Here is a 12751-nt window from a genome sequence, read left to right as displayed (position 1 = left end):
ACTGTGCGCGCCGTCAATCGTCTGGAAGGAAGATCGTGGACAACATCTCTCACCGTGGTGGGTCGGCACTCGACGAGTTGGTACCGTCCCGGTACGCACTGCAGGTCGGTGACATCGACGTGCTCGTCATCAGCGACGGGGTGCTCCCGATCACCGCGTCGACACTGGCCACCAACGCCCCGCCGCCCGAGTTGGCCGGTTGGCTGGCCGACATGTTCCTGCCGCCCGACGTGCTCGACTGGGCCCTCAACGTGGTGGTGGTACGCAGCGGCGGCCGCACCATCCTCGTCGACGCCGGATTGGGGCTGGAGTTTCCGGGTTTCCCGCGGGCCGGCCAGATGGCGACGCGTCTGCACGCCGCCGGCATCGATCCGTCGGCAGTGACCGACGTCGTGCTCACCCACATGCACATGGATCACGTCGGAGGTCTGCTCGCCGACGGACTCAAGGCCAGCCTGCGGCCTGACGTGCGCATCCATGCGGCGGCGGCGGAAGCCGAGTTCTGGGAGGCGCCCGACTTCACCCGCACGGTGATGCCGGAGCCGGTACCCGAGGTGCTGCGCTCCGTGGCCGCGCGGTTCCTCAACGAATATCGGGGAAAGCTGCGCACTTTCGAGAACGAGTACGAGGTGGCACCGGGTGTCCTCATCTCCCGCACGGGCGGGCACACCCCCGGGCACAGCATCGTGCGCCTGGAGTCCCGCGGGGAGCGGCTGACATTCGCCGGCGACGCGGTTTTCGCCCCGGGCTTCGACAACCCGCAGTGGCACAACGGATTCGAACACGACCCGGACGAGGCGGCGCGGGTGCGGGTGCGCCTGCTGCGGGAGCTCGCGGCGACCGGGGAGTCGTTGATCGCCACCCACCTGCCGTTCCCGTCGATCTGCCGGGTGGCTGCGGCCGGCGACGTCTTCCGGTGCGTCCCCTCGATGTGGGACTACTGACTCCCACCCAGTCGATTCGGAGAGCTGTCCGACGGGCGGCCGGAGGCGGTCGGCGGCGCTATGGTGTCCCGATGACCGTCGATCTCGCCACGGCACTGCGCATGATCGCCGCCGCGCACGCCGAAGCCGAACGCCGATCGATTGTGGTCTCCGCCGCCGTGGTGGACGCCGGCGGCAACCTGGTGGCGTTCGGCCGGATGGACGGCGCGGAGATCGCCGGACCCGTGCTGGCAGTGGACAAGGCGTACACCGCGGTCTCCAATCGCATCGCCACCTCCGAACTCGCCACGCTGGCCGCGCCGGGCGGAGAACTGTTCGGCCTGCACGCCAACGGCGGTGGCCGGTTCGTCATCTTCGGCGGCGGTGTGCCCATCACGGTCGAGGGAACCGTCGTCGGCGGAGTCGGGGTCAGCGGGGCGAGCGCCGCCGACGACGAGGCATGCGCCGTGGCGGCGCTGGAGTGTCTGACCTGAGCGCTGCGGGTATAGCGATGCCATCGCCATATCGATCGAGAGGACGTCGCCATGTCGCCGCTGTCAGATTCCGCCAAGGAGATGCTCGCCAAGGCCAACCCCGCGGTGATCGCCACGGTTCGCTCCGACGGCCAACCGGTGTCGGCGGCGACGTGGTACCTGCTGCGGGACGACCAGATCCTGGTCAACATGGATCGCGCGCGGGTGCGCCTCAAGCACATGGAGAAAGATCCCCGGGTCTCGCTGACGGTCATCGACGACGGCGACTGGTACACGCACGTCACGCTGATCGGCCACGTGGTTCGGATGTATGACGACGAGGGTCTCGCCGACATCGACGCGCTGTCCCGGCACTACACCGGCCAGGAGTATCCGCAGCGAGACAGGCCGCGCGTCAGCGCGCTGATCGCTGTCGACCGCGTCCACGGCTGGGGATCGCAGAAGAACAACGACCAGCCCGACGGCCGGCAGTAGACCCCACGCCGAAAGAACCGGCGCCACACTCTCATTTCGGCGAGATCAGCCGCCAACCTCGGGGGGGTTGACTCCCCCACTCGACCGTCGTAATGTAACCCCTATCACAAATTGAAACGTTTCATTATGTCGTACGTGAGGGGATCTCCATGACCGACCCTGTGCAGCGGGTGTGCTTCGTCATGCACCTCAAGCCGGAGCGGGTGGACGACTACCTGGCGGCCCACGACGTCGTGTGGCCGGAGATGCTCGATGCGCTCCGCGCCGCCGGATGGCAGAACTACTCACTGTTTCTGCGCCCGGACGACGGCATGGTCGTGGGCTACCTCGAGACCCCGGACTTCGCGCTCGCCAGCGCGCAGATCGAGAGCACCGCGGTCAACGACCGGTGGCAGGCCCGGATGTCGGAGTACTTCCAGTCGGCATCCGGCGACGGCGACTCGAATCCCGACGTCATCCGCCATCGCCTGACCGAGTACTTCCACCTGGCCTGACCGCCGCCCATCAACCACCCCCGAGGACACACCATGAAAATCGGAGCGCACTCCACGACCGGCTGGCGAGCCACCATCGCCGTCGCCATGTCGAACTACATCGAGGCCGGCTCCATCATCGCGATCGCCACCAGCCTGGGCTTCTGGCAGGCCGCCTTCGGCATCAGCAACTTCGCCGTCGGTCTGCTGGCGGCGTTGAGCGCCAACGCCTTCGGTGCCGCCATCGGCGCGATCCTCGGCGGACCCCTGTGCGACCGGTTCGGCCGCAAGGCGATCTACACCTACGACCTGCTGGTCTACATGGTCGGCGTGCTGTTGGCGGCCTTCGCCGCCAACTTCACGATGCTGCTGGCCGCCTTTGTGATCACCGGCATCGCCGTCGGTGCCGGGGTTCCCGCGTCGTGGACCTACATCGCCGAGCAGGCTCCGTCGGTCGAGCGCGCCAAACACGTCGGCACCGCGCAATTGGCGTGGTCGGTGGGCCCGTTCATCGGATTCGCGCTGGCCGCTGCGCTGGCACCGCTGGAGTTGCTCGGTTCGCGGTTGATCTTCCTGCACCTGTTCGTGGTCGCGGCGATCGTGTGGTGGGTCCGGCAGGGACTCGCGGAGTCGCAGATCTGGGCCGACGAGGCCGTCAACGAAAGCCGTGAGCTCACGTCGTCGGTCGGCGTCCGCGGGCTGCGAGGACTGTTCTCCCGCAGGGTCAACATCACCGCCCTGCTCTTCCTCGGCGGCATCTACCTGTTCTGGAACACCGTCGCCGGACAGGCCGGCATCTTCATGCCCCGCGTCTACGACACCGCCGGACTGCACAGCCCGGTGCAACAGAACCTCCTGCAGGTCCTGGTGTGGGGGTGCACCGTCGCCGCAACGTATTTCGGCTTCATGCGGTATGCCGACCGGGTGTCCCAGCGGGCGCTCTACAGCTTCGGCGCCGCACTCGGCATCGCCGGCTGGATCGTGCTGGTGGCGTTCACCGACAGCGGCATCGCCACCATGCTCATCTTCGCGGTCCTGTGGGGTGTGTCATCGGGTATCGGCGCCCAGGCGTTCTACAGCCTCTGGGCCAGTGAGCTTTTCGCCACGCCCTACCGCGCCAGCGCCCAGGGCACCATGTTCTTCGTCGTGCGCACCGCCACCGGGCTGCTGAGCTACTTCTTCCCGACGATGCTCGCCGTGATCGGGCTGACCTGGGTCGGTGTGCTGTTGGTCGGACTGCTCACCATCGCACTGATCATCGGCGCCATCTGGGCCCCGAAGACACAGGGCAAGACGCTGCAGCAGATCGAGACCGAGCGCTACGGCTCGCCGATCAGCCCCACCGCGACCACCTCGTCCACCGCGACCGCCTGAGGACAACGATGACACTGCTCGACAACCTCCACATCGAACTTCCCTCCTGGGCGTTCGGTAACTCCGGCACCCGATTCAAGGTGTTCGGCACGCCCGGAACCCCCCGCGACGTCCGGGAGAAGATCGCCGACGCGGCGCAGGTCCACCGCCTCACCGGCCTGGCCCCGACCGTCGCCCTGCACATCCCGTGGGACCGCGTCGACGACTACACCGCGCTCTCGGCCTACGCGCAAGATCTCGGTGTCCGCCTGGGAACGATCAACTCGAACACCTTCCAGGACGACGACTTCAAGTTCGGCAGCCTGACGCACTCCGACAAGACGATCCGGCAGAAGGCCATCGATCATCACCTGGACTGCATCGAGGTGATGAACCGGACCGGCTCGCGGGACCTGAAGGTCTGGCTCGCCGACGGCACCAACTATCCCGGCCAGGGCGACATCCGCGCCCGGCAGGACCGGCTGGCCGAGTCACTGGCCACGATCTACCAGCACATCGGGCCGGAACAGCGACTGGTGTTGGAGTACAAGTTCTTCGAACCCGCGATGTACATGACCGATGTGCCGGACTGGGGCACGTCCTACGCCCACGTGTCCGCGCTCGGGGAGCGGGCGATGGTGTGCCTCGACACGGGCCACCACGCTCCCGGCACCAACATCGAGTTCATCGTCGCCCAGCTGCTGCGGCTCGCCAAGCTCGGGTCGTTCGACTTCAACTCCCGGTTCTACGCGGACGACGACCTGATCGTGGGTGCGGCCGACCCGTTCCAGCTGTTCCGCATCATGTTCGAGGTCGTCCGCGGCGGTGCCCTGGACAGCGACTCGCCGGTCGCTTTCATGCTCGACCAGTGCCACAACGTCGAGGAGAAGATCCCCGGCCAGATCCGCTCCGTCATGAACGTGGAGGAGATGGCGGCTCGGGCCTTGCTCGTCGACACCGAGGCACTGCGCGCCGCCCAGGACGACGGAGACGTGTTGGGCGCCAACGCGATACTGATGGACGCGTTCTATACCGACGTGCGGCCCGCGCTCGCGCGGCGTCGCGCCGAACGCGGACTGCCCGAAGACCCGTTGGCCGCGTTCCGCGCCAGCGGCTACCAGACCCGCATCGCCGCCGAGCGTGTCGGCGGAACTCAATCCTCGTGGGGAGCATGACCATGACGACGACACCCGACACCGTCGCAGAACTCATCGCGCGGTCGAACCGGCTCGGATCGGATTCGCGCAACACCAACTACGCCGGCGGCAACACCTCCGCCAAGGGCACCGGTACCGACCCGGTGACGGGTCAGGACGTCGACCTGCTCTGGGTGAAAGGTTCGGGCGGTGACTTGGGCACGCTCACCGAGCAGGGCCTGGCCGTGCTGCGCCTGGACCGGATGCGCGCGCTGGTCGACGTGTATCCCGGCGTGGAGCGCGAGGACGAGATGGTCGCCGCGTTCGACTACTGCCTGCACGGCAAGGGCGGGGCGGCTCCGTCGATCGACACCGCGATGCACGGCCTGGTCGATGCCGCCCACGTCGATCACCTGCATCCCGACTCCGGCATCGCGCTCGCCACCGCCGCCGACGGAGAATCCCTCACGCAGAAGATCTTCGGTGACCGCGTGGTGTGGGTGCCGTGGCGCCGGCCGGGCTTCCAACTCGGGTTGGACATCGCCGAGATCAAGCGTCGCAACCCGCAGGCCATCGGGTGCATCCTCGGGGGTCACGGCATCACCGCGTGGGGCGACACCTCAGCACAGGCCGAAGCGAACTCGCTGCAGATCATCCGTACCGCCGAAGAGTTCATCGCCGCCAACGGCAGAGACCAGCCCTTCGGCGCCGAACTACCCGGCTATCGCGCACTGCCCGAATCGGACCGCCGGGCGAAGGCCGCCGCGCTGGCACCGTTCCTGCGCGGTCTGGCATCCACGGACAAGGCTCAGGTCGGCCACTTCACCGACACCCCAACGGTGTTGGAGTTCCTCGCCGCCGCCGAGCATCCGCGGCTGGCTGCACTGGGCACCAGCTGCCCCGATCACTTCCTGCGCACCAAGGTCAAACCCCTCGTGCTCGACCTGCCCGCCGACGCGTCCGTCGAGGAGTGCAAGGACCGCCTCGCCGAACTGCACGAGGCGTACCGGGAGGACTACCGGGCCTATTACGAGCGCTACGCGAGCGCCGACAGCCCGGCGATGCGCGGCGCCGACCCGGCGATCATCCTGATTCCCGGGGTCGGCATGTTCAGCTACGGCAAGGACAAGCAGACCGCGCGGGTCGCCGGAGAGTTCTACCTCAACGCGATCAACGTGATGCGCGGCGCCGAGGCGGTGTCGACCTACGCACCGATCGACGAGTCCGAGAAGTTCCGCATCGAGTACTGGGCGCTCGAGGAAGCCAAGCTGCAGCGGATGCCGAAGCCCAAGCCGCTCGCGACCCGCATCGCGCTGGTGACCGGTGCGGCGTCGGGGATCGGGAAGGCGATCGCGACCCGGCTCGCCGCCGAGGGCGCCTGCGTGGTGATCGCCGACCTGGACGCCGGGAAAGCCGAGGCCGCCGCACAGGAGATCGGCGGCAGCGACGTCGCGATCGGTATCGCCGCCGATGTCACCGACGAGGCGGCGGTCCAGGCCGCCGTCGACGCCACGGTGCTCGCGTTCGGCGGCGTCGACATCGTCGTCAACAACGCCGGTCTGTCGCTGTCGAAGTCGCTGCTGGACACCACCGCCGCCGACTGGGACCTCCAGCACAACGTGATGGCGCGCGGCTCGTTCCTGGTGTCCAAAGCCGCCGCCCGCGCGCTGATCGACCAGAATCTCGGCGGGGACATCATCTACATCTCGTCGAAGAACTCGGTGTTCGCCGGCCCCAACAACATCGCCTATTCCGCGACGAAAGCCGATCAGGCCCATCAGGTCCGGTTGCTCGCCGCCGAGCTCGGCGAGTACGGCGTCAAGGTCAACGGCATCAACCCCGACGGTGTGGTCCGCGGCTCGGGCATCTTCGCCGGCGGCTGGGGCGCCAAGCGCGCCGCGGTCTACGGCGTCGCCGAGGAGGACCTGGGCGAGTTCTACGCGCAGCGGACCCTGTTGAAACGCGAGGTCCTTCCGGAGAACATCGCCAACGCCGCCTTCGCCCTGTGCACCTCGGATTTCTCGCACACCACGGGTCTGCACGTACCCGTCGACGCCGGCGTCGCCGCGGCCTTCCTCAGATGAGCCAGGTCGCCGCGATCGACCTGGGCGCCAGCAGCGGCCGGGTGATGCTGGCCGACATCGGCGACCAGCGCATCGAACTCGAGCAGGTGATCCGCTTCCCCAACGACCCGGTACACCTGTGGAACGGTCACCGCACCGCCCTGCACTGGGACGTTCCCGGACTGTTCGGGCAGGCATGCGCCGGTCTCGGCGAGGCCGCCCGGCACTCGGACCACCTGGTCGCCGTCGCCGTGGACTCCTGGGCTGTCGACTACGGATTGTTGCGCGACGGTGCATTGGTGGGCCTGCCCCATCACTACCGCGACGACCGCTGCGCCGATGGCGTCACCGCCGTGCACGGACAGATCGATCCGTCAGAGCTGTACCGGCGCAACGGGATACAGTTCCTGCCGTTCACGACGCTCTACCAGCTCGCCGCCGAGCGGCTCAGCGGCGCGCTGGATCTCGCTGACCGTGCCCTGCTCATCCCCGACCTCATCGGCTACTGGCTCACCGGCCGTCAGGTCACCGAGCGCACGAACGCATCGACCACCGGGCTGCTCGACACCGACGGGCGGTGGGACAGCGAGCTGTGCGAGCTGCTCGGGGTGCCCTCCGACCTGTTTCCCGGCGTCGTCGATCCGGGCACCCCGCTGGGCCCGGTGCTGACCGAGATCGCGGACGCCTACGGTCTCGACACGGCGACCTCGGTGACCACGACCGCGTCCCACGACACCGCGTCGGCGGTCGCGGCGATCCCCATGGACGCTTCGTCAGCGGCGTACATCTCCTGCGGGACATGGGCTCTGGTGGGAGTCGAGCTGACGAGCCCGGTGCTCAGCGAGGCGAGCCGGCAGGCGAACTTCACCAATGAGGCAGGTGCCGACGGCCGCATCCGCTACCTGCACAACGTCATGGGGCTGTGGCTGCTCAGCGAGACGCTGCGCCAGTTCGAGCGCGACGGCCACCGCGCCGACCTGTCGGAACTCCTCGCTCAGGCCGCCGACGTGCCCGGTGGGTTCGACGTCTTCGACACCGCCGACCCCCGGTTCGCACCGCCCGGCGACATACCGGCCCGGATCCGTGACTGGTACGACGAGCGGGGGCTGGTCGTCCCGATGACGAAGCCGGAGCTGATTCGGGCCATCATCGAGAGCCTCGCCGCGGCGTTCGCCGAGGGTGTGCGCCGCGCATCCGAGCTGTCCGGTGTCCCGGTGCGCACAGCGCACATCGTCGGCGGCGGCTCGCAGAACCGCCTGCTGTGCCAGCTCACCGCCGACCGGCTGGGCATGCCGGTGCTCGCCGGCCCCGTGGAGGCCACCGCGTTGGGCAACGTGCTGATCACCGCCAGGGCCCACGGGCTCATCACCGGCGACCTGGAGAGCCTGCGGCACCGCGTGGGCGCGAGCTTCCCCGCCCAGCGCTACCTCCCCCGCGCATCCCGAGACAAGCCCCGAACGATCATCGGGGCTGGAAAGGCATCGCAGTGAAACGCCGCGTTCCCCGCGTCAAGGATCTCGCTCCGTTGATGCAGTTCAAGAAGCCAGAGTTCGACGCACGGCGACGGCGGCTCGCCAAAGCCCTGACCATCGAGGACCTGCGCGCGGTCGCCAAGCGTCGCACCCCCAGGGCCGCGTTCGACTACACCGACGGGTCCGCCGAAGCCGAACTGTCGATCGCGCGCGCGAGACAGGCGTTCCGGGACATCTAATTCCATCCGGCAATCCTGCGTGACGTGTCGAAGGTCGACACCAGCTGCGCCATTCTCGGCGGCCGGTCGGAGCTGCCGTTCGGCATCGCACCCACGGGGTTCACCCGGATGATGCAGACCGAAGGCGAGTACGCCGGTGCCCGCGCCGCCGCCCGCGCCGGCATCCCCTTTGCTCTGTCCACCATGGGCACGGCGTCCATCGAAGACGTCAAGGCTGCGAACCCGCACGGTCGCAATTGGTTTCAGCTGTACATGTGGAAGGACCGCGACAGGTCGATGGCCCTCGTGGAGCGAGCGGCGGCCGCGGGCTTCGACACGATGCTGGTGACCGTCGACGTGCCGGTCGCCGGAGCACGCCTGCGGGACAAGCGCAACGGCATGTCGATTCCGCCCGCGCTCACCGCCAAGACGGTGCTCGACGCGATTCCCCGACCCCACTGGTGGTTCGACTTCCTGACCACCGAACCCTTGGCGTTCGCCTCCCTGGACCGGTGGTCGGGAACCGTCGCCGAACTCCTCGACACCATGTTCGACCCGAGCGTCACCTTCGACGACCTGGCGTGGATCAAATCCCAGTGGCCCGGAAAGCTGGTGGTCAAGGGCATCCAGACCCTCGACGACGCCGTCGCGGTGGCCGACCTCGGTGTCGACGGCATCGTGCTGTCCAACCACGGCGGCCGCCAATTGGACAGAGCCCCGGTACCTTTCCATCTGCTGCCGAGGGTGGCTGCGGCGGTGGGTGACCGGACGGAGATCATCCTCGACACGGGCATCATGTCCGGCGCCGACATCGTCGCATCCCTGGCACTCGGGGCGCGCTTCACCCTTGTCGGCCGGGCGTACCCCTACGGGCTCATGGCCGGTGGAGAAGCCGGTGTCGACCGGGCGGTGACGATCCTGGCCGAACAGATCGCCCGCACCATGCGCCTGCTCGGGGTGTCCTCGGTGGACGAACTCGAACCCGGTCATGTGACCCAGTTCCAGCGATGGGTGCCGCGTGCCCGCCCGTGAGGGCATAGGCGATCTGGTGTGATGTACCCATGGCCGTGAGCATGCGGGACGTCGCCAACGCGGCGTCGGTATCGCTCGGCACCGTGTCCAACGTGCTCAACGCACCGGAGAAGGTGTCACCCGCCACGGTGGCCCGGGTGCAGGAGGCGATCGACCGGCTCGGCTTCGTGCGCAACGACGCTGCGCGCCAACTCAAGGCAGGCCGGTCGCGGTGCGCAGGTCTGGTGGTCCTCGACATCGGCAACCCGTTCTTCACCGACGTCGCCCGCGCCGCCGAGCAGCAGGCGGCGGCGCACCAGTTGACGGTGCTGCTGGGCACGTCCGACGGCGACGGCACGAAGGAGCGGGCCTACATCGACATCTTCACCGAGCAGCGGGTGTTCGGATTGATGGTGTCCCCGGTCGGTGAAGATCTCGACCGCCTCGAAGCGCTGCGCCGTCGAGGCACCCCGGTCGTCCTCGTCGACCGGGACGGCACCGGAACGCAGTTCGACTCCGTGGCCGTCGACGACGTGGCGGGAGGCTGCCTGGCCACCGCGCACCTGCTCGACATCGGGCGTCGACGCATCGCGTTCGTCGGAGGACCGGCGTCGTTGCGACAGGTACGCGATCGCCGACGCGGCGCTGAGAAGGCCGTCGACCAGGTACCCGGCGCACGCCTCGAGGTGATCGAGACGACGACGTTGAGCGTGCTGGCCGGACGCACCGTCGGGGAGGAGCTTCGTCGGCGCCCCGCCGCCGACCGCCCCGACGGGGTGTTCTGCGCCAATGATCTGGTGGCCATCGGTGTGCTGCAGGCGTTCACGATGCTCGGGGCACTGCGGGTGCCCGAGGACGTCGCCCTCATCGGATACGACGACATCGACTTCGCCCAGTCGGCGGTGGTGCCGCTGTCATCGATCCACCAGCCCACCGCGCTCATCGGTGCGACGGCCGTCGACCTGCTGATGGCCGCGGCCGGCGCCGAGGATCGGGCACCGGCCCATCCCGTCTTCGTGCCCGAACTCGTCGTCCGGCAGAGCACCGTCGCCTGACCCCGGGGTGTCACGGACGCCGGCGGAAGTCGTCCCATTCACCGATCGCGGCCAACCGTCGCCGCTGCTGCCCCGCGACGGCGGCGTCGAGCCCGCGGCCCCGCCGCTCGAGTTGGTCGCTGACGCGCTGGCGATGGTCGACGGGATTGCGGTCGTCGTACTTGAACTTCGCGTCGACGCTCACGATCGCCAGCCGGACACCACGGATCCCGCTCAGCATGCGGCCGTACGGCGGTTCGTCGACGGCCACCTCTGCGTGTCGGCCCTCGGGCTGGAAGTCGGCCAGTTGGGTGTTCAGGATCTCGGCCTTTCCGTCGGCGTCGTCGACAATCGTTGGCCGGCAGACGAACTGGACGCTCGCGTAGTAGCTCGTCGGAACGCCGTCCTCGTCCGGGCCGCCCGCCTTGGCCCGCCAGTAGGTCGGGATGTAGGCGTAGTCACCGATCACCGCGAGGCGGACCTCGGCGGCGGCGTCGAGGTGCCGCCACACCGGGTTGGGCCGCGCGAGGTGGACGAGCAACTCGTCACGGGCGAGGGTGAAGTGCATCGGGATCAGCACCGGCGCCTGCGACGGGTCGATGTTGTTGACGGCGAGGACGCCGAAGCGGTCCGTCGTGGCGAGCCATTCCTGCCATTCGGCGGCGTCCAGCGACGCGTCCCACGGGTGTATCAGCATGGTCGGTCTTTCTGCGGGTCGGAGGGTCGGGAAAGGAGACGCCGCACGGTCGTGACGGCGGGGCCGAGTCGATGCAGGTGCTCGTCGAGTTCGTCGACGGCGGCCCGCAGTTCGGTGTCCGTCATCGGGTTCAGGGCGTCGAAGATGAACAGCGCGGTGGTGGTGTCTTCGCTCAACTGCGTGCGGCGGGCCTGCCGCCAGTTCCAGCGCCGGCACGTCACTCCGCGGTCATCGCACCACACCACCTCGCCGGCGTCGGGGTGCTCGACGACGTCGGCGCCGCCGGCGACGGTGTCGAACGGCTCCGCGCCGGTGGCCCGGATCAGCCGCGGCGGTCCGACGTACCGCGAAAGGTCCTCTCCCCCAATGGGGAGCTGGTGCTTGACCGATACGGCGTTGTAGATGTCGGTCAGGCGGTTCACCCGGGGAAGTCCGGTGGCCACGCGTCGGGTCAGTGCCTCCACGCTGGTGCGGGTGCGCTGCGGTTTGGCGCCGAACGCGCGGAAGGCCTCCCGCCACGCCGCGATGTGCGCAATCCCCTCCACCGGTTGGTCGCCGAGCCGCTCGCGCGCCACAGATTCCGCCTCTTCGAGGAGCGCCTCGCTGATCGGATCGCTGGGACCCGGCGCCACGCCCCCGGCGGCGATCAGCACCGCCCGGTAGTCGGGCCGCAGATCGAACACCGCGTCGTCGACGTGCGCGCGCTCCACGGCCTCGCTGAGCATCGAATCCTCAGCCACGACGGGCGTCCCCGGCTGCGCTTCCGACTCCGGGTTCGAAGACGGTGAGGACAAACCTCGCGATCTCCGTTCCGGTGTTGACGTAGCCATGGTCGACGTCGCCGGGAAACGCGATCGCGTCGCCGGTGTCCAGCACCGTCGCCTGTCCCTCCACCTCGACGCTGATCGGTCCGTCCACCACGGTGAGCAGTTCCTGGGTCCCGGCGACGTGCGCCTCGCTGGTGTGGCGGTCGCCGGGTCCGAGCGTCCAGTCCCACATCTCGACCACGTGCGGTCGCGACGTTCCGGCGACGAGCATGCCACGTCCGCCGTGGGTTCCGGTCCACAGTTCCGCTCCGTCGCCGCGGCGGGTCACCTTCACCGCCTTCGGCTCCGGCGGTTCCACGAGGGCCGGCAGGCCCACCCCGAGTGCGTCGCTGAGCCGAAGCAGGGTTCCCACACTGGGATTCACCGCGCCCTGCTCCACGCTGACGACCATGCGCCGGCTCACCGACGCGGCACCGGCGAGCTGATCCAGCGTCCACCCGCGCCGCTGCCGCTCCTGCCGGACCCGCGCACCGATCGCCGTCGCGAGTTTCGCCGCCACCTCGTCCACGCAGTGCAGCATAGCGCACTGAAAGTGCACTCTGCGTCAGATCGTCCGGCGGTCGTCGCACGAATCCG

General features: G+C 68.7%; 12 protein-coding genes and 1 pseudogene. 10 read left to right on the top strand and 3 right to left on the bottom strand.

Features of this window, described 5'->3' with window-relative positions; translation table 11 throughout:
• Positions 1–35: 35 nt before the first annotated feature.
• The 10 genes and pseudogenes from MCHLDSM_RS26735 (at position 36) to MCHLDSM_RS26690 (ending at position 10672) form a co-directional block, all read left to right on the top strand.
• The gene (locus MCHLDSM_RS26735; RefSeq protein WP_234714199.1) at positions 36–944 is read left to right on the top strand and encodes an MBL fold metallo-hydrolase; all 909 of its coding nucleotides are present in this window, start codon (positions 36–38) and stop codon (positions 942–944) included.
• A gap of 71 nt (positions 945–1015) precedes the next feature.
• Positions 1016–1417 (top strand): GlcG/HbpS family heme-binding protein, encoded by a 402-nt coding sequence (locus MCHLDSM_RS26730; protein WP_048472719.1) that lies wholly within the window; start codon positions 1016–1018, stop codon positions 1415–1417.
• Positions 1418–1468: 51 nt separating this feature from the next.
• Positions 1469–1891 carry a PPOX class F420-dependent oxidoreductase gene (locus MCHLDSM_RS26725; RefSeq protein ID WP_048472718.1) on the top strand — a complete coding sequence of 141 codons (423 nt, stop codon included), beginning with the start codon at positions 1469–1471 and terminating at the stop codon, positions 1889–1891.
• A 149-nt stretch (positions 1892–2040) separates the two neighbouring features.
• Positions 2041–2385 (top strand): L-rhamnose mutarotase, encoded by a 345-nt coding sequence (locus tag MCHLDSM_RS26720; protein WP_048472717.1) that lies wholly within the window; start codon positions 2041–2043, stop codon positions 2383–2385.
• 33 nt (positions 2386–2418) lie between these two features.
• On the top strand, positions 2419–3738 hold the full coding sequence (locus tag MCHLDSM_RS26715; protein WP_048472716.1) for an MFS transporter: 1320 nt from the start codon (positions 2419–2421) through the stop codon (positions 3736–3738).
• Between the two features lie 8 nt (positions 3739–3746).
• On the top strand, positions 3747–4892 hold the full coding sequence (gene rhaI / locus MCHLDSM_RS26710) for an L-rhamnose isomerase (protein ID WP_048472715.1): 1146 nt from the start codon (positions 3747–3749) through the stop codon (positions 4890–4892).
• Positions 4893–4894: 2 nt separating this feature from the next.
• On the top strand, positions 4895–6937 hold the full coding sequence (locus MCHLDSM_RS26705) for a bifunctional rhamnulose-1-phosphate aldolase/short-chain dehydrogenase (RefSeq protein WP_048472714.1): 2043 nt from the start codon (positions 4895–4897) through the stop codon (positions 6935–6937).
• A complete protein-coding gene (locus MCHLDSM_RS26700) occupies positions 6934–8406 on the top strand; it encodes a rhamnulokinase (protein ID WP_048472713.1) in 1473 nt (490 codons plus the stop codon). The genes MCHLDSM_RS26705 and MCHLDSM_RS26700 overlap by 4 nt, the downstream gene beginning before the upstream one ends.
• Positions 8397–9638 (top strand): annotated as a pseudogene (locus MCHLDSM_RS26695) (alpha-hydroxy acid oxidase). The gene MCHLDSM_RS26700 and the pseudogene MCHLDSM_RS26695 overlap by 10 nt, the downstream one beginning before the upstream one ends.
• A 29-nt stretch (positions 9639–9667) precedes the next feature.
• The gene (locus MCHLDSM_RS26690; RefSeq protein WP_048472712.1) at positions 9668–10672 is read left to right on the top strand and encodes a LacI family DNA-binding transcriptional regulator; all 1005 of its coding nucleotides are present in this window, start codon (positions 9668–9670) and stop codon (positions 10670–10672) included.
• Between the two features lie 10 nt (positions 10673–10682).
• Here MCHLDSM_RS26690 and MCHLDSM_RS26685 read toward each other — a convergent pair whose 3' ends face one another.
• The 3 genes from MCHLDSM_RS26685 to MCHLDSM_RS26675 are packed head-to-tail and all read right to left on the bottom strand — an operon-like array spanning position 10683 to position 12683.
• The gene (locus MCHLDSM_RS26685) at positions 10683–11348 is read right to left on the bottom strand and encodes an FMN-binding negative transcriptional regulator (RefSeq protein WP_048472711.1); all 666 of its coding nucleotides are present in this window, start codon (positions 11346–11348) and stop codon (positions 10683–10685) included.
• On the bottom strand, positions 11342–12088 hold the full coding sequence (locus tag MCHLDSM_RS26680) for a B3/B4 domain-containing protein (protein WP_201780406.1): 747 nt from the start codon (positions 12086–12088) through the stop codon (positions 11342–11344). Before MCHLDSM_RS26680 ends, MCHLDSM_RS26685 begins: the two co-directional genes overlap by 7 nt.
• Positions 12081–12683, bottom strand: coding sequence for a helix-turn-helix domain-containing protein (locus MCHLDSM_RS26675; RefSeq protein ID WP_201780405.1), 603 nt, complete (start codon positions 12681–12683; stop codon positions 12081–12083). The genes MCHLDSM_RS26680 and MCHLDSM_RS26675 overlap by 8 nt, the downstream gene beginning before the upstream one ends.
• Positions 12684–12751 lie beyond the last annotated feature (68 nt).

Source organism: Mycolicibacterium chlorophenolicum (assembly GCF_001044235.1).
GTDB classification, from domain to species: domain Bacteria; phylum Actinomycetota; class Actinomycetes; order Mycobacteriales; family Mycobacteriaceae; genus Mycobacterium; species Mycobacterium chlorophenolicum.
The sequence above is the reverse complement of the archived record's forward strand: the minus strand, read 5'-3'. Positions and strand labels throughout refer to the sequence as shown.

Coding starts and splice junctions, on each gene's coding strand:
- MCHLDSM_RS26730 (WP_048472719.1), top strand. CDS start 1,016: ATGACCGTCGATCTCGCCACGGCACTGCGCATGATCGCCGCCGCGCAC.
- rhaI (WP_048472715.1), top strand. CDS start 3,747: ATGACACTGCTCGACAACCTCCACATCGAACTTCCCTCCTGGGCGTTC.
- MCHLDSM_RS26700 (WP_048472713.1), top strand. CDS start 6,934: ATGAGCCAGGTCGCCGCGATCGACCTGGGCGCCAGCAGCGGCCGGGTG.
- MCHLDSM_RS26715 (WP_048472716.1), top strand. CDS start 2,419: ATGAAAATCGGAGCGCACTCCACGACCGGCTGGCGAGCCACCATCGCC.
- MCHLDSM_RS26725 (WP_048472718.1), top strand. CDS start 1,469: ATGTCGCCGCTGTCAGATTCCGCCAAGGAGATGCTCGCCAAGGCCAAC.
- MCHLDSM_RS26690 (WP_048472712.1), top strand. CDS start 9,668: ATGGCCGTGAGCATGCGGGACGTCGCCAACGCGGCGTCGGTATCGCTC.
- MCHLDSM_RS26705 (WP_048472714.1), top strand. CDS start 4,895: ATGACGACGACACCCGACACCGTCGCAGAACTCATCGCGCGGTCGAAC.
- MCHLDSM_RS26720 (WP_048472717.1), top strand. CDS start 2,041: ATGACCGACCCTGTGCAGCGGGTGTGCTTCGTCATGCACCTCAAGCCG.
- MCHLDSM_RS26685 (WP_048472711.1), bottom strand. CDS start 11,348: ATGCTGATACACCCGTGGGACGCGTCGCTGGACGCCGCCGAATGGCAG.